The sequence below is a fragment of the Virgibacillus ainsalahensis genome (genome assembly GCF_055380755.1).
Window position 1 is genome coordinate 2,702,225 of the sequence record NZ_AP043943.1, and the last position, 16,627, is coordinate 2,718,851.

General features: G+C 38.8%; 20 protein-coding genes. 7 read left to right on the forward strand and 13 right to left on the reverse strand.

Annotation, left to right across the window (positions count from 1 at the left end):
* Nucleotides 1–120: 120 nt before the first annotated feature.
* The 3 genes from ACZ427_RS13270 to ACZ427_RS13280 form a co-directional block, all read right to left on the reverse strand.
* A complete protein-coding gene (locus tag ACZ427_RS13270; protein WP_461176470.1) occupies nt 121–1,869 on the reverse strand; it encodes an ABC transporter ATP-binding protein in 1,749 nt (582 codons plus the stop codon).
* 74 nt (nt 1,870–1,943) lie between these two features.
* A complete protein-coding gene (ntdP, locus tag ACZ427_RS13275) occupies nt 1,944–2,471 on the reverse strand; it encodes a nucleoside tri-diphosphate phosphatase (protein ID WP_461176668.1) in 528 nt (175 codons plus the stop codon).
* A gap of 196 nt (nt 2,472–2,667) precedes the next feature.
* Nucleotides 2,668–2,838: a gamma-type small acid-soluble spore protein gene (locus ACZ427_RS13280; protein ID WP_461176471.1), complete on the reverse strand. Its 171-nt coding sequence runs from the start codon at nt 2,836–2,838 to the stop codon at nt 2,668–2,670.
* Between the two features lie 152 nt (nt 2,839–2,990).
* On the opposite strand from ACZ427_RS13280, the gene ACZ427_RS13285 reads away from it, so the two are divergent.
* Complete coding sequence (locus ACZ427_RS13285) at nt 2,991–3,164, forward strand: hypothetical protein (RefSeq protein ID WP_461176472.1); 174 nt, start codon at nt 2,991–2,993, stop codon at nt 3,162–3,164.
* Nucleotides 3,165–3,209: 45 nt separating this feature from the next.
* Here ACZ427_RS13285 and mutY read toward each other — a convergent pair whose 3' ends face one another.
* Nucleotides 3,210–4,286, reverse strand: a complete 1,077-nt coding sequence (gene mutY, locus ACZ427_RS13290; protein ID WP_461176473.1) for an A/G-specific adenine glycosylase — start codon at nt 4,284–4,286, stop codon at nt 3,210–3,212.
* A gap of 93 nt (nt 4,287–4,379) precedes the next feature.
* Here mutY and ACZ427_RS13295 point away from each other — a divergent pair, with 93 nt between their 5' ends.
* The gene (locus tag ACZ427_RS13295) at nt 4,380–5,366 is read left to right on the forward strand and encodes a metal-dependent hydrolase (protein ID WP_461176474.1); all 987 of its coding nucleotides are present in this window, start codon (nt 4,380–4,382) and stop codon (nt 5,364–5,366) included.
* A 35-nt stretch (nt 5,367–5,401) separates the two neighbouring features.
* Here the strand turns inward: ACZ427_RS13295 and ACZ427_RS13300 are convergent, their stop codons facing one another.
* Together ACZ427_RS13300 and recX are read right to left on the reverse strand one after the other, a co-directional pair.
* Complete coding sequence (locus ACZ427_RS13300) at nt 5,402–5,737, reverse strand: YfhH family protein (protein WP_461176475.1); 336 nt, start codon at nt 5,735–5,737, stop codon at nt 5,402–5,404.
* A 57-nt stretch (nt 5,738–5,794) separates the two neighbouring features.
* A complete protein-coding gene (gene recX, locus ACZ427_RS13305; protein ID WP_461176476.1) occupies nt 5,795–6,598 on the reverse strand; it encodes a recombination regulator RecX in 804 nt (267 codons plus the stop codon).
* Between the two features lie 122 nt (nt 6,599–6,720).
* Between recX and ACZ427_RS13310 the strand changes: the two genes are divergently transcribed.
* From ACZ427_RS13310 to ACZ427_RS13330, 5 genes are all read left to right on the forward strand, one after another.
* The gene (locus ACZ427_RS13310; protein WP_461176477.1) at nt 6,721–7,617 is read left to right on the forward strand and encodes a TIGR01777 family oxidoreductase; all 897 of its coding nucleotides are present in this window, start codon (nt 6,721–6,723) and stop codon (nt 7,615–7,617) included.
* 73 nt (nt 7,618–7,690) lie between these two features.
* A complete protein-coding gene (locus ACZ427_RS13315; RefSeq protein ID WP_461176478.1) occupies nt 7,691–7,822 on the forward strand; it encodes a YfhE family protein in 132 nt (43 codons plus the stop codon).
* 953 nt (nt 7,823–8,775) lie between these two features.
* A complete protein-coding gene (locus ACZ427_RS13320; RefSeq protein WP_461176480.1) occupies nt 8,776–8,976 on the forward strand; it encodes a PLD nuclease N-terminal domain-containing protein in 201 nt (66 codons plus the stop codon).
* Complete coding sequence (locus ACZ427_RS13325) at nt 8,977–9,888, forward strand: ABC transporter ATP-binding protein (RefSeq protein ID WP_461176481.1); 912 nt, start codon at nt 8,977–8,979, stop codon at nt 9,886–9,888. It abuts the gene before it with no gap.
* Nucleotides 9,885–10,664 (forward strand): ABC transporter permease, encoded by a 780-nt coding sequence (locus ACZ427_RS13330; RefSeq protein ID WP_461176482.1) that lies wholly within the window; start codon nt 9,885–9,887, stop codon nt 10,662–10,664. The genes ACZ427_RS13325 and ACZ427_RS13330 overlap by 4 nt, the downstream gene beginning before the upstream one ends.
* Nucleotides 10,665–10,705: 41 nt before the next feature.
* On the opposite strand, the gene ACZ427_RS13335 is transcribed toward ACZ427_RS13330, so the two are convergent.
* From ACZ427_RS13335 to ACZ427_RS13365, 7 genes are all read right to left on the reverse strand, one after another.
* Complete coding sequence (locus tag ACZ427_RS13335; protein WP_461176483.1) at nt 10,706–11,413, reverse strand: hypothetical protein; 708 nt, start codon at nt 11,411–11,413, stop codon at nt 10,706–10,708.
* Nucleotides 11,414–11,415: 2 nt separating this feature from the next.
* A complete protein-coding gene (locus ACZ427_RS13340) occupies nt 11,416–12,273 on the reverse strand; it encodes an ABC transporter ATP-binding protein (protein WP_461176484.1) in 858 nt (285 codons plus the stop codon).
* Nucleotides 12,263–12,640, reverse strand: a complete 378-nt coding sequence (locus ACZ427_RS13345) for a GntR family transcriptional regulator (RefSeq protein ID WP_461176485.1) — start codon at nt 12,638–12,640, stop codon at nt 12,263–12,265. The genes ACZ427_RS13340 and ACZ427_RS13345 overlap by 11 nt, the downstream gene beginning before the upstream one ends.
* Before the next feature lie 1,056 nt (nt 12,641–13,696).
* Nucleotides 13,697–13,870, reverse strand: coding sequence for a type II toxin-antitoxin system antitoxin (locus tag ACZ427_RS13350; RefSeq protein ID WP_461176486.1), 174 nt, complete (start codon nt 13,868–13,870; stop codon nt 13,697–13,699).
* 12 nt (nt 13,871–13,882) lie between these two features.
* A complete protein-coding gene (locus ACZ427_RS13355; protein WP_461176487.1) occupies nt 13,883–14,728 on the reverse strand; it encodes an SPFH domain-containing protein in 846 nt (281 codons plus the stop codon).
* Between the two features lie 202 nt (nt 14,729–14,930).
* Nucleotides 14,931–16,394, reverse strand: coding sequence for a nicotinate phosphoribosyltransferase (locus tag ACZ427_RS13360; protein WP_461176488.1), 1,464 nt, complete (start codon nt 16,392–16,394; stop codon nt 14,931–14,933).
* A 63-nt stretch (nt 16,395–16,457) separates the two neighbouring features.
* Nucleotides 16,458–16,592, reverse strand: coding sequence for a hypothetical protein (locus ACZ427_RS13365; protein WP_464883444.1), 135 nt, complete (start codon nt 16,590–16,592; stop codon nt 16,458–16,460).
* Between the last annotated feature and the right edge of the window lie 35 nt (nt 16,593–16,627).

Sequence of the window (16,627 nt, forward strand, 5' to 3'; positions counted from 1 at the left end):
TGATGCCTGATAGCTGCTTAAGGGTGTTGCTTATATCATCCACTCCCGCCGCTATCCTGCTCCTACATACAAAAACTCCCCCACCAGTGGTGAAGGAGTTCTTCTTAAACGGTCTCAGGCTTACCCGTCTAAATCCTGTACTTGATACAAGTCGAAATAACTTCCTTTCATTTGCATCAGTTCATGATGTGAGCCCATTTCCTGAATTTCGCCGTTTTCTATAACTACTATTCTATCCGCGTGTGTAATGGTTGCCAGCCGGTGTGCAACAATGAATGTCGTACGGTCCGATGCCAATTTTCCCACTGCTTCCTGTATTGTATGTTCACTTTCCAAATCTAAAGCAGAAGTCGCTTCATCAAAAATCAGAATTGGAGGGTTCTTTAAAAATACCCTGGCAATTGCGATTCGCTGTTTTTGCCCACCTGATAATTTCACGCCACGTTCGCCTACCAATGTATCATAGCCATATGGCATTTCTTCAATAAATTGATGGGCATTGGCTGCTTTAGCTGCTTCTACAACTTCTTCATCCGTAGCATCCGGATTCCCCATCCGGATATTCATGGCAATTGATTCACTAAATAGTGTATTGTCCTGAAGAACGATGCCGATTTTGTCACGTAAGGAACGGGCTTTAACATCGCGAATGTCCGTGCCGTCTACTTTTATTGCGCCATCTGTCACATCATAAAATCGGGGAATTAAGCTGATAAGTGTTGATTTCCCGCCACCGCTCATCCCGACAAATGCGATGGTTTCTCCCTTTTGGACATTCAGGCTGACATTTTTCAGCACATAATTGTCCTCTTCATCATATTGAAAGGAAACATTATCAATTTCAATAGAACCATCTACGTGCTTGATTTCTTTTGCGCCTTCCTTATCGACAATATCATATTTTTCATTATACAATTCAAATACCCGGTCAATTGAGGCGATTGCCTGAACAAGCGTGGTTGAAGAGTTGATTAAACGCCTAAGCGGGCTGTACACTCTTTCCATGTATCCGACAAATGCTACCATTGTTCCTAATGTCAGATTGCCAATGATTACGCTATATCCGGCATAAGCAATAACAAGCAATGGAGCTAAATCGGTAATGGTATTTGTTACGGCAAATGTTTTTGCATTCCAGTCCGTATGTGTTAGTGCTTTATTCAAGAAGTTTTCATTTCTTTTTCCAAATTGCCCCTGCTCATAATCTTCCAGAGCAAAGCTTCTTGTAACAGGAACTCCTTGTATGCGTTCATGCAGATGTCCCTGAACTTCAGCAAGCGCCTGGGATCTATCCCTTGTCAGCCGGCGTAATCTTCCGTAGAAAAATTTAACCGCGAACCCGAAAAACGGGAATAATATGATAGAAACCAATGTCAATCCCACATCCATTGTGAGCATAATAGCAATTGCAATAAATATTGTTATCAGGTCCAACCATATATTCATTAATCCTGTAATTACAAAATTCTTCGTTTGTTCGACATCATGTATTACCCGGGAAATAATTTCGCCGGTTTTTGTCTTAGAATAAAAATTAAGGCTTAATTTTTGGATATGATCAAACAATTTGCCCCTTAAGTCAAACAGGATTTTATTACCTACCCACTGTGCAAGGTATTGTCGAATATATTCAATCGGCGGCCTCAATATGAGAAAAACAACAAATGAAACACCCATAATCCAAAAGAGTTCATTTATTTTATCTGAATTGCTTAAATTATCTGCACCAATGATGTTATCAATCACATATTTTAAAATTAATGGCATCAATAAAGGAATTCCAAATTTGACAATTCCAATAAGAATGGTCCATAAAATCTTCCATTTGTATGGTTTAACATAGTTCATATATTGCTTAACACTGCTCATACATCAATCTTCCTTAAATTATAGTTAATAGAAAAGCCTTGCTACGTTTGTAACAAGGGTTTACTGATAGGTCATTACCGATAAGTAAGGTATCGTTCATACCACTGGTCGACAAAATCCGGGGAGAAGGGGCCTCTGCGCTGGCGTATACATCGTATTAAATAATCAACGTTATTATACAGGATGCGATCCAGTACCTGCGGATAATTCATCTGTACACGATGTTCTTCATATTCATCCTCGTCCAATAAATCGTATGTCATATCCGGATAAACCTTTACATCCAAGTCATAATCAATATATTTTAATGCTTCCTCTTCGTAAACAAAAGGGGAGCTAATATTACAATAATAATAAATACCATCGTCCCGAAGCATCCCAATGATGTTAAACCAATGTTTTGCGTGGAAATAACATATAGCAGGCTCCCTTGTTACCCATGTTCTTCCATCACTTTCCGTTACCAGCGTTTTATCGTTGGCTCCGATTACAACCGTTTCTGTTCCTTTTAGCACCAAACTGTTCGCCCATACCCGATGTAGCTTTCCATTATGTTTATAGCTCTGTATCTGCATCTTAAAACCAGGTCTCGGAGCAACCATTCTATCTTCCTTTCTCCTCATTTTACTTCCGTTAGCCATTAATCCTTTATACATTATAAAGGCAATGACATAGAATATAAAGCATTAAGACCTAAAGAGAGCAGTTCTTGACATTTCCCCGAATTTTGTCGAATGCATAATAAAAAGAGCTTCCTTGAAGCGAAGGAAGCTCTTTTATGGTAGTAGGGGTAATTATTTACTTTTTATTTTGCTGAGATTTTTGATTTTGCTTTTTTACTTCCTGGGCATTTGTTTCAGATGCAAATTCAGTGCCAAACTGTCCTTGTCCTTGTTTAGCTTTTTGGTTTTGCTTTTTCACATCCTGAATGTTTGTGCCTGAAGAAGTTTTATTAGGATTTTTAGCCATCAGTATCACCTCCGCAATGATTAATTTGTCCATATCAGATTTTATTATCCGTACTGATTCATAATGGTAAAACATACCTTTGTCGAATAAAAAACGTGATTAAACATAATCTAAAGCCAAACAGCTATTTACGGAGTTACGGAGGATAAAACATGCAAACAAGAGACTTTACGGAACTGTCAATGATGAGCAAAACAAAATGGAATAGTGATGAATTACACTATTTTCAACATGCTTTGTCACAAACCCTGCCTTATATAAACCCTGAGGGCTTAACGATATTACATGAAATTAACAAGGAAATACAGCGTAGAAATACGCATTAAAACACCATAGAGGGAATGCAGACTAAGCAGCATTCCCTCTTCTGTCTAATCTTCTGTTAAATATTTCATCATTTTTTGATGCGATACAGGAAACGGATATATTTGTAATTCATCCATATCAACAAAGCTTAGACGCTCGTCCTGTGTATCGAATTGCATTGTTTCTGCTTCATATATTTCCAGTTCCCAGATAATATGGGAAAATACATGTTTCAAATCGCCTTTTCTTTGCTTGATTTTGATATCCAGGCCATATTCGTCGTACACCCAATTTCCCACATGATCCCAGCCAACTTCCTTAATTGGAACCATAGGGAATTGCCATAGATTTGCCAATAATCCTTTGTCTGCCCTTTTCTCAATGACACATTGATTTTTATTATTTTTTATTAGTAATGCCACATAAGTAATAGTTTTTTGCTTTTTTGCTTTCTTTTTAACAGGCAACTTTTCTTCCATCCCTACAGCAAATGCGCTGCAATGATTTTGGACAGGACAAAACAGGCATGCAGGAGATTTTGGCGTACAAATAGAAGCACCCAAATCCATAATGGCCTGATTGAAGGAAGATGGGTCTTCTTCCGGTATAATTTCCCGAAGATACGATTCAAAAAGCTTCTTTGTTCGCTGTTGTGCAATATCTTCTTCAATTTTAAGCACACGGGAAAACACACGCATGACATTGCCATCTACTGCCGGTTCTGGCTGATTATATGCAATCGAGAGGATAGCACCTTTCGTATACGGCCCTACGCCTTTAAGTGACCCTAGTTCTTTGGGGTTGGAAGGTACTTCTCCTCCATAAGTGTCAACAACTTCCCGAACTGCGTTTTGCAAGTTCCGTGCACGGGAATAGTAACCTAGACCCTCCCATGCCTTTAAGACATCCTGAGGGTCAGCTTCAGCCAATTTATATACGTCAGGAAACTTTTCCATAAACCGATGAAAATATGGAATAACGGTGTCAACTTTTGTTTGCTGTAACATGATTTCCGATACCCAGACTTTATACGGGTCACTCGTTTCACGCCAAGGTAATTTGCGTTTATTTTCGTCATACCAGTTCAGTAAATCTTGTTGAAATTCTAAAGTGTTAAATGATTGTAACGGTTTGTTCGTCATATTACCACATCCTTTATGGTACAATAAAAAAGTAAAAGTAACGATATTCTTATATGCAGATAAAGGGACAAAACCTAAGGAGGACCCTTACTTATGGATACTGGAACCCACATTGTTATGGGTGTTGCACTTGGAGGATTAGCTACACTCGATCCTGTTGTGCAAAATGATCCTGTACTATTCAGCGCTGTTTTAGCTGGAACTGTTGTCGGGTCTCATGCACCTGATTTCGATACGATTTTTAAATTAAAAAATAATGCAACCTATATCCGGCATCACCGCGGAACTTCACACTCTATTCCTGCCGTTTTTCTATGGGGAATTCTGATTTCAGGAATTATCTATATGATTGTCCCCCAGGTGGATTTTCTTCACCTTTGGCTTTGGACCTTTTTAGCAGTGGTTATTCATGTGTTTGTCGATATATTTAATGCATATGGAACACAAGCATACCGGCCTTTCACAAAAAAATGGATAGCCCATGGATTTATTAACACATTTGATCCATATATCTTTTTCCTCCACATCGCAGGAATTGGGGCATGGATACTTGGAGCAAATCCGGTTTATACATGGGTTCTAATGTACACGGTGATTATATTATATTACATTAAGCGCTATCTGGATAAGAGGGAAATTGTTAAAAAAATTGAAGACTATTTTCCAGAATCCAAACAGATTGCAACATCACCTACAATGAAACAGAATTACTGGCGTGTAGCTATTACGACAGATACGAAATATTATGTCGGAACAGTCGAAAACAGGCATATCGAAATCATTGATGAATTCGATAAAGCGCCACTGCCGGATTCACCAATGATGGAAATGGCCAAAAATGATAAAAACATCTCAGCCTTTTTATCGTTTTCACCAGTTTACCGTTGGGAAATAAATGATTACGATGATTTCACAGAAATCAGGCTCACTGATTTACGTTACCGGTCAAACGGATATTATCCTTTTAATGCGGTTGTTCAGATTGATGATAATATGCGAATTATGAGTTCCTATACAGGATGGATCTTTTCCGAACATAAACTGCAAAGTAAATTATATGTCAAGGAAGGTCCAGTATAAAACAGCAGATGCTCAAGATGAGCACCTGCTGTCTTTTAATCCTTATCTTTATCACCGAGCAGCGAAATGGGTATTGCTTCTTCTTTTTCATTCATTTTGTCCAGTAAGTCTACCCGGTGTCCCCACGCAAATACACCATTTATATAATTAATTTTAAATTTATAGCCTGGCTCCATTTTCAATTGATATATTTCATCTGCAGAAAAATCTCCTGGATTTATTGTATATGATAATGCAACCTGCATTTTCCGTTCATTTACTGCCACTTCAGAAATATTCCCCAATTGCTCCGCTTTCTGTGCCTTTTCCTTTAATTTCGCGATTTCTTCACGCAACTGTTCAATGGAAAAATCACTATATCGATAGTTCATCTAATCAACTCCCCACGTTCTCTATTTTATCAATTGTTTTAATTAATTGAAATGATATTACTCCTGCTCAAGGAAACGGTTGATCAATTCAATCGAAAATCCTTTTCGAAAGAGACCTTCTTTTACTTTATTCTGCAACCTATATCCCTCATATTTTGTCTGGTGCTTTCTAAACAGCTTCTCTCCCTGGTAAACCACAGCTTCCCATTCAGCCTCTTCATTTTTTTCATCATTGATGTCTGATAAAGCATCTTTAATGACATCCTGTGGAAAACCTTTTTGCATCAGCGTTGCTTGTAAGTTTTGAACCTGTTTGCGAAACGAATCTTTTTTCGATTGCTTCTGTTTCTTTTCTATCAGTTTCTGTATTTTCTCATATTGAATTTCATACGGATACTGCTCGACTGCTTCACTGGCAACAGTTGCAGCAACCCCTTTTTCAATCAGTTCTTTTTTTATGACTGCAGGCCCCTTGAAGGAAGTGTTTATTCTAGTTCGGACAAACATTGCCGCAAACTGCTTGTCATCAATCAGCCTCTCTTCATCCAATTTTCCCATAATCTGATCGATTTGCTCATCTTCGGCCTCTTTTTTCACTAAATAGTCATGAATTTCTTTTTTTGTTCTCATTCTGTAGCTTAAAAATTGGATGGCTTGGGTATATAACTTATGTACTGTATCTTTTTGGACAAGTGTAGTGATCATGGAATCATCCATTTCGAGACCTTTGCGAAGCCTGTATTCAACTAATATAGCTTCGTCTACACTAAATCCATATGTTTCACCTTGGCCATCGTCCAAGAAGATATTATACCGATTCTTATGTTTTTTTTGTGTAGTGATCCGGGTAATTTTTCTCATCGTTTCTCACCCCTTTCCCTTATGATAGCATGAAAATAATTACCTGGACACTGCCGTAAGAATCGTAAATATGCATATAATAATATTACGGAACGATTGAAATGATAAGGAGATGGATACCGTTGAATATATTAATTACCGGTGGCACTGGGTTTGTCGGAAAGAATTTGACAACAAACCTTCAAGAAAAAAAACATCATATCTACATACTCACAAGATCCCCGGATAAATATCATGATACAGACAAGACTACCTACATCAGCTACGATTATCCAATTGAAAAACTCCCAGCCATACATGCTGTTATCAACCTCGCAGGCGAATCGCTTTTTGGGTATTGGTCCAAACAGAAAAAAGAAACAATTTTAAAAAGCAGAGTGGAAACGACCCGACAGGTTATTCGTATGATGGAAAAAATGAATAAAAAGCCTGAAGTTTTCATAAGCGGGTCTGCTGTTGGTTATTATGGAATTAGTGAAGATTTAATTTTTACTGAAGAAACAACAGATCCAGGTGAAGATTTCCTGGCTGAAGTTGCAGTGACATGGGAAGAAGCGGCCAAAGAAGCGGAAACCCTCGGCATTCGTACAGTGTATGCCCGCTTTGGCGTCATTTTAGGAAATGAAGGGGCACTTCCGTTGATGCGACTGCCGGTAAAACTGCTCGTCGGCGGGAAAATAGGAAACGGGGAACAATGGCTTTCATGGGTACACATTGAAGATGTCGCAGGCCTTATTGAATTTTGTCTGTTGCATAAGGAAATGGTAGGCCCTGTTAATGTGACAGCACCAAATCCGAAGAGAAATAAGGACTTCACTAAAATATTAGCGGCTGTACTGAAGCGTCCGTACTGGTTAAAAACCCCCTCCCCCATCCTTCATGCAAGCCTGGGTGAAATGAGTCAGCTTATTACTAAAGGCCAATATGTTTACCCTAAAAAAGCATTGGATACTGGTTATCAATTTGTGCAACCGAAACTGAAGGAGGCCCTACAAGCTATTCATACAAAGAACGATTAAAAATCATGTCTTCATTTAATATGTATATAGAGAATATATTACGGTCATCCTAAGAAAAAGTGAGGGATGCCAAGTGAATCAGAAGTCCAAACAAAATCAGCGTGATAAATTTTTATCAAAAACACAGGAAGTTCATTATCAGAAGGAATTTAAGCATGCAGACCGTTTATACAATCAATTATCTCAAAGAAGAAACCGAAGCTAAAGTTGCTTTGGTTTCTTCTTTTTTGCAAATAAGCACAAGTAAAACGTTTGTATGAAAACAACTGTAGAACGGAAATGTTTATTCCGTATATACACCATAATACCTTTTTCTGATTGGCTCTTTTGGTGAAATTTTGTTGCTCATTAACGTCGCAGTTGATATAAAAGACGACGTAACTTGAAATTATGGTTGGTGCGATTACCCGCTGCGGAAATACACTACGCTTTCCGCGGGCGGCTGGTGAGCCTCCTCGTGCTATCGCACTCCGGGGTCTCACCGATGCCTTTTTTCCCGCTGGAGTCTCCGTGTATTTCCTTCGCTGGTTAGATGCTCTGTAACTTCATCAACACACTTATGTTGCTTAATTATATAACAAGCATAGTCATGCACTCTTATGATGGTTGAATGAAGCGGAGGACCGTTGACTCCAGCGGGAACAGCACGTGTCTGAAGACCCCGCAGAGTGGGTTTCTCGAGGAGACTGAAGCCGTGCCCGCGGAAAGCAACGGTCCGCAGCGGAAATCAACCCAGCAGTTACGTCGTCTTTTATATCTTTTGCGCAAAAGCAATAAATATTTTCGGTGGGATGAGTAAGCGCAGTCCCAATCTTTTAGAAAATAGCCTTCTGGTTAAATAGCGTTTTCATTAAAAATGGTAACGGCATGCTTAGCCGCCATATTAAATTTTATTGTATTAATCAAATCTCTTAATCTGCACTTGCCCACAGGCTGTGAATAAATTCCCTTAACAGCAATACGACGGCCCCTGTTTTCCACAATGATTTGTGCACAACTCAATGTTTTGTTGTGAATAGTGTTAATAACTTGAATAACCCCATCCTTATCGGGGTTGTTCCTGTTGATAGTTCTGTGGATATGTGCACACATTTTTCATGGAACTTTTTGCCTGTTTATTCGTATATAAATCATGAACAAAAAAGGAGGATACTCCAAGTGGAAATTTTAAATGATATCAACTGGGTCGTTATTGCACCGTTTATTGTCATTCAGGGGATATTGCTCATTGTAGCACTCATTGATTGGGCGAAGGCGGAGGATATCAATGGGCCGAGATGGATGTGGTTTTTTATTATCGTATTTGTAAATATCATCGGCCCGATATTGTATTTTATTTTTGGGAGGAGGAAAGATTAAATGGCATTATTATCCGTATCAAATCTCACAAAACAGTATGACCGCAAAACAGCGGTCCATAATGTCAGCTTTGAATTTCAGCCTGGTAGATGCATTGCGCTGATTGGTCCAAATGGTGCTGGTAAAACAACAATATTAAGAGCTCTTGCAGGATTACTCAACCCAACGAGTGGGTCTGTTACTTTCTCAGATATGAAAATAAATGACGATATTCGCCCATATATTGGCTATTTACCGCAATATCCCGTCTTTTATTCATGGATGACTGGAAAGGAATTTTTAATTTACAGTGGCCGGCTAGCTTTATTATCCAATACAGAGGCGTCAGAACGTGCAGAAGAGCTGCTGGAAAAAATGGGAATCCATGAAGCACGAAATAAGCGGATTGGCAAATATTCAGGGGGGATGAAACAACGGCTTGGCATTGCCCAGGCAATTATTCATAAACCAAAGCTGTTAATGCTGGATGAGCCTGTATCCTCATTGGATCCAATTGGCCGCCGTGAGATTTTAACGCTTATGAAAGAATTGAAGCGGGAGATGACCATTCTTTTTTCGACACATATTTTAAGTGACGCTGATGAAATCAGTGATGAATTACTGCTTCTGCATCAAGGTGAGATTCTGGAATCCGGATCAATGGAAGAATTACGGAATAAATATCAGACTTCCAAAATTGAGCTTGAATTTCAGGAGGGCATCATAGGATATCAGGAAAAGGTGCATGCACTCCCCAGTGTGAAAAGCAGTTATATAGAGAAAAACGCATTACACATAAACGCTAAGGACATTACCAAGGCACGACAGGAAATTCTGACCGCCGCATCCGAAGGTAACTGGCCGCTGACCGGATTTGCAATAAATAGAGCAACAACTTTAGAAGATATGTTTATGAAGGTGGTGCAGAAATGATGCAATGGCTAACCCTTTTCAAAAAAGAAAGCGTTGAGAACTGGCGTAATAAAAAATGGATTTGGGTTCCTTTGGTAATTATTTTACTTGCAATTATTGATCCGATTTCCAATTATTATATGCCACAAATTATTGATTCCGTCGGTGGCCTTCCTGAAGATACCTCCTTTCAGCTGCCCGAATTCACTCCCGCTGATGTTGTCTTGATGAGCCTTGGTCAATTAAGCAGTTTAGGTGTCCTGGTTATTGTACTTATGTCGATGGGAACTATTGCCGGAGAGCGAAAAAGCGGAGTTTCAGAACTGATTTTAGTAAAACCTGTATCCTACCGTAATTATATTACTGCAAAGTGGGCAGGACTCCTTGTACTTGTATGGTCATCACTATTTCTGGCAATGCTTGCAAGCTGGTATTATACGAACATTCTGTTTGGTGAGCTCACCTTTATAACGTTTTTACAGATTGTTTTCTTTTACGGGCTTTGGCTCACATTAGTAATTACGGTATCCATCTTTTTTAATACACTTGTTAAAACCCCTGGCCTTGTTGCGTTTCTTTCGATATTAACATTTATGCTAATGAGTCTCATAACACAAGTATTCGGACATTTCCTGGAATGGAGCCCAAATAATCTTTCCAGTCATATTAATGAAATGGTTATTACAGGCAGCATTTCATCAGATCTTGTTGCAACAGCCGTCGTGACGATCGTACTCATCATCCTTGTATTAACAGCTTCCATCTTTACGTTTAAAACAAAGGAAATGGCGGATTAAACAAAGGATTGGAACCTCTTTTGGGGGTCCCAATCCTTCTACTACTTCACTTTCACAGTGGTTATTCTTCTTAGGAACACGAAGGAAATGCAATAAATCACGATGCCAATACCCAGCACTTGATAAAAAAGTGTCAGCTCAACATTCGTAAACAGTTCGATAATGAAATCAAAAATCCAGCCTTGTGCGATACCTACAAGTAACACAATAGCTATTACCCCCAACACACTACCAGCAACGGCCATCCCATATTTGTGAAATAGTACCCCTATAATAAACATTAATGTAAAAAGGAAAATCATAATTGATATATCAATAACAATTCTTGTATACCATGTGTCATCCATAAAATAAGAAAAATGTAGGAAGTAAAATAAATCGATGCCTATCAACGATGAAAATGCCCCTACGATCTCCTGTAGAACACTTGCAGCAATTGCCATTAACAAAGCCATCAAGAAAAAGAACATCCCTATACCAACAAACAAATTTTTACGTGTTGCTCCTATTTTAATTGAAAATGGGATCCATTCTTTTACCGCTAAAAATCCTCTTATCGCACAATATACATAGATTGGTCCCGTTAAACTGAAAGTGAAAAATACCTCTTCATCGTCGATACCTGTTAAAAAATATGCGATTGCTAATGAAACCACTAAAATCCCTAATAAAATGGTCCAAAAAATCATAAGTGAATAGCGTATTTCTGTGATAAAAAAGTAAAGCAATCCTTTGATTTGTCTGCCCATCGTTATGCCCCCTTCTTTCTTTCCGTTAGATAAATCATTAAATCCTGGATCGGCACACCTTCCACATTCAATCCGTGCGTTTTAGCTTCCTCTACACTTCCATACACATAAGCTGTCATCATCCCAGCCAGCTGTTTTACCTCAATTACTTCTTTGTCAGCAGTGAACGCTTTGACCTCTTCGGCGGTTCCTGATACGGCACACGTGTTATCTCTTAATACATCCGCTTCCTCCTGCAAAACTAATGAACCTTCCTGCAATATCAATACTTCTTCAAATAATAAACTGACTTCATCAATTAAATGCGTTGAAAAAATAATGGTACGCTTCTCCTCTTCATACGTTTCCAGCATTATTTCATAGAATTTTTTCCTGGACGGAGCATCCAGACCGATATACGGTTCGTCAAAAATAGTGATTGGTGCCTTACTTGCTAAACCGACAATAATCCCAAGTGCTGACTCCATCCCTTTTGAAAGTGTTTTCACTTTTGCATTTAGATTGAGATTGTATTCTTTGATTAACTCATCTGCAAGTTCCTGATCCCATGTCGGATAAAAAAAGGAATAAATTTTGAGAACGTTCTTCACCTTTAAATCTTTTTTAAAGTTATTTCCCTCTTTAATCAGACAAATCGATTCAGTTAATCGTTGATTATCAAAAGGATTTTCTCCATCAATTAATATTTGACCTTTACTTGCCAGTATTTGCCCGGATAAGATATCCATAAATGTTGTTTTCCCGGCACCATTCCTGCCAAGTAATCCATAAATTTTCGGTTCATCCAATGTAAAGGAAACATCTTTCAATGCCTCTGTGTTCCGATAGATTTTGGATAGATTTTTCACTTCAATTTTCATTATTTCCATCCTCCCTTTTTACCATTTCCAGTAATTCTTTTTCATCAAGACGGAGTTTTTTTGCTTCATTTTTTAATGGGAGCATATAGTTTTCATAAAACGTCTCCTTCCGTTTTTCAATTAAAATCTCCTTGGCATCTTCTGTTGTAAACATACCTACACCTCTTCGCTTATAAAGAATTTTCTCTGTGACAAGTTCGTTAATCCCTTTGGCAGCTGTGGCAGGATTAATTTTGTAATAAGCGGCAAATTCATTCGTTGATGGTACTCTTTCTCCATACTTAATGGTTCCATTTATAATCGAATCTTCTAGTTGTTCTTTTATTTGAAGGAAGATTGGCTTGTTTTCATCTAATGTGTTTTTCATTTTAAACTCCTTCGTTAATTGGTTAATTACCTTTGTAACTAACCATATAACTAATTAACTTATTTGTCAACTAGTTTTTTGACAATTATGTAATTTATACCACTTCTTCATTCGCAAACAGGATTTCGTTGAAAGTGATTCCCAAAAAGAAATTATACTTTTGTATGAAAACAACTGTTATTAGAAAGGCAAAAACCATTCAGCATAATCAGCATCAACCAAGATTATACCTTTTTATGGTTGGCTCTCTTCGTAAATCTTGTTGCTCTTTAACGTCGCATTTGATATAAAAGACGACGTAACTTGAAATTATGGTTGGTGCGATTACCCGCTGCGGAAATACACTACGCTTTCCGCGGGCGGCTGGTGAGCCTCCTCGTGCTATCGCACTGCGGGGTCTCACCGATGCCTTTTCTCCCGCTGGAGTCTTCGTGTATTTCCTTCGCTGGTAAGATGCTCCTGAAACTTCATCAAAACACTTATACTGCTTAATTATATAACAAGCATAGCCATGCGCACTCTTATGATGGTTGATTGAAGCGGAGGACCGTTGACTCCTCGAAAATGTGTACACATTTTCTTCGTGCGATGTAACGCTGCCGAAGCTTTCCTTGTCCTGCGGGAACAGCACGAGCTGAAGATCCCGCAGCGGTGAATTAAAGAACATAGGCTAAGAACGCCCCGTCCTGGGACTGCGATTACTCGTCCCACCGAAAACATTTGGGGCAACGCCTATGTGACCAACATCGTGTTGGCCCGAGGCTGAAGCGTTGCCCTAAGGTGCGCAACGGTCCGCAGCGGAAATCGACATAGCTGTTACGTCGTCTTTTATATCTTTTGTGTCAAAAGCAACATATCTTTTTGGTGGGGGGGGTAATCGCAGTCCCAGGTCTTTTCGGTGGGGCGAGTAATCGCAGTCCCAAGGATATAGGAGACAGTCTTCTGGTTAAGTTAGCTGTTTTCATTATAAATGGTAGCGGTAGCATGCTCTTAGCCGCGATGTTGGTTTCTTAGGAACTAAAAAAATAGGGTACCACACGCATTGTGTGCAGTACCCTATTCTTCATTTTTATCTTCTTTTTTTGGTAGCCTGCCAGATTTCTTTGCTGATTCCCTTAGTAGAAACTCCACATGGCTGTTAACGCTGCGAAATTCATCCTTTGCCCATGCTTGCAAAACGTCATATAATTTTGGGTCTATTCTTAGTGGAAAATTCTTCTTTTTCGCCATAATAACCCTTCTTTATTGGTATAATGATCCAGTGTTCACTACAGGCTGTGTACCGCTATCTGAAACGATCGAAACGAGCAGATTATTTGTCATGGAAGCTCGGCGTTCATCATCTAAGTCCACAAGCCCGTCTTTTTCCAGTTGTCCAATTGCATCCTGAACCATCCCTACAGCACCTTCAACAATTTGTTTTCGGGCAGCAATAATCGCACTGGCCTGCTGGCGCTGAAGCATTGCTTGAGCAATTTCCGTTGAATAGGCAAGGTGTGTCAAACGTGCTTCGATTATTTCAACACCAGCGACCGTAAGCCGATCTTGCAGCTCCGTCGTTAACTGATTGGAAACTTCTTCTGCGTTCCCACGAAGGCTGAGCTCCACATTTTGAAAAGTATCATAAGGATATTTTGTCGCAACTGCGCGGATTGCTGTTTCACTTTGAATCTCTACAAACTGCTCGTATTTATCCACATCAAACACAGCTTTAGCTGAATCAACAACCTTGAATACAATAACCGCAGCTATTTCAATCGGATTTCCATTTACGTCATTCACCTTCAAGCGATTGCTGTTAAAATTTCGGACACGAAGCGAAATGGTACGTCTCACTGAGAATGGCACCGTAACAACAATCCCTTCACGACGAATCGTTCCCATATATTTTCCCAGAAAAATCACAACTACCGATTGATTTGGTTGTACAAGTGTTATTCCACTGCCCAATGTGATTGCCAGAACTAAACAAATCCCACCCAAAACAAACTGCTGCTGTACAAAACTGAACACCGTACCAGCCAAAAGTAAGGCAATAACAATAATACCTAAAAATCCATTCATCATCCACGCATTTCTCTCCTGCATCATCCAAGCACACCTTTCTCACCTAATATGATTTTATAATTATATTAAAATGATATCACTTTAATATAATTTTGCAAACTATTTACTAAGCAATATCAAATAAAAAACCCCGAGAATCAGCCATATAAAAGGCGTTTTCGGAGTTTTGAAAAATATTATAAATTTGTACGTATTTATCCTGTGGACTAGTTGCAGATAAAGCTTATCCTTCAGCAACCTCCTTGAATTTTCCCCTGACTTTCCGGATGTTCTCCATCTTGTTGTCCCATGTCTTCTGACTTAAATCAACCGCATACTCTTCCGGGTTGATTGTTCGTTTATATTCGTCCCAAAATAGTTTCAACTGGTCTTTTGCATATGCTTGCATTTCATTTAAAGGAGGATTTTTATAGGTTAGCTTTCCATCTACAAATATATCTTCATGCAAATTAACTGCTTCAAAATCCGTAACGAATTTACTAATGTAGGTGTGGATAGGATGAAACATTTTCAGTTTTTCTTCTTCATTTGGATTCTCATTTTCTAGGGTGATGTAATCCCCCTCAGCCCGGTGATTGATCTTGTTTACAATACGATAAAGCTTCTTCAGACCTGGTGTTGTTACTTTTTCCGGATTTCCTGAGATTTTTATTGTGTCCGTCATTTCTCGATTTTCATCCTCAATAGCTACCAGTTTATATACAGCCCCCAGAGCAGGCTGATCATAGCCTGTTATCAGTTTGGTTCCAACTCCCCAAACATCAATTTTTGCTCCTTGTGCCTGCAGTGTTAAAATGGTAGATTCATCCAGATTATTGGAGGCGTAGATTTTAGCTTCATGAAACCCAGCTTCATCAAGCATCTTCCTTGCTTCTTTTGACAGATATGCCATATCGCCACTGTCCAGACGGATCCCCTGGAAATTAATTTTATCTCCTAATTCTTTTGCTACTTTAATTGCATTCGGGACACCTGATTTCAATGTGTCATATGTGTCTACTAAAAATACACAATCCTGATGACTGTTTGCATATTTTTTAAAAGCCATATATTCATCCTTATACGCCTGTATCATGGAATGAGCATGGGTACCTGAAACTGGAATACCGAATAATTTTCCTGCTCTGACATTGCTTGTGGCATCAAACCCGCCAATCACTGATGCACGAGCTCCCCATATGGCTGCATCCATTTCTTGTGCTCTTCTTGTTCCGAATTCCATAAGTGGTTGACCGTTTACAATTTGTTTAATTCTCGCTGCCTTTGTAGCGATTAACGTTTGATAGTTAACAATATTCAACAATGCTGTCTCCAATAATTGTGCTTCTGCTAAATTTGCTTCCACCCTTAGTATTGGTTCATTACCAAAGACTATTTCTCCTTCACGCATTGCTTTAATCGAACCATTAAAGCGTACGGTTTTTAAATAGTCAATGAAATCTTCTTCATACCCCAATTCTTCCTTTAAATAGTTTAAATCGGACGTCTGAAAGCGAAAGTCCTGCAAATAATCAATGATTCGTTCTAAACCTGCGAACACCCCATATCCATTTCCAAATGGTGATTTTCTAAAGTATAAGTCAAATACGGCTCTACGATTATGAATCTGATCCTCCCAATATGTCTTTGCCATATTGATTTGATATAAGTCTGTATGAAGAGCCAGTCCATCATCTATGTATGACATTGTAATACCTCCTGTGGTCTCTAATTTTTTGCTTTCCAATCTATCCGGGATTTTATTTTATTACTAAATAATACCTAAATTCCGTATCATTAAAAATATACAGCCAGGACGTACCCATTTATTTCCTGCACTGTTTGGTTCTCCTTCCGTATCATATTCCCCTTTTCGTATCAACATAATCTCTAATACCCTTTGCATTTTATATTGGCTTCTTCTTAAAATCAATCTTTAGA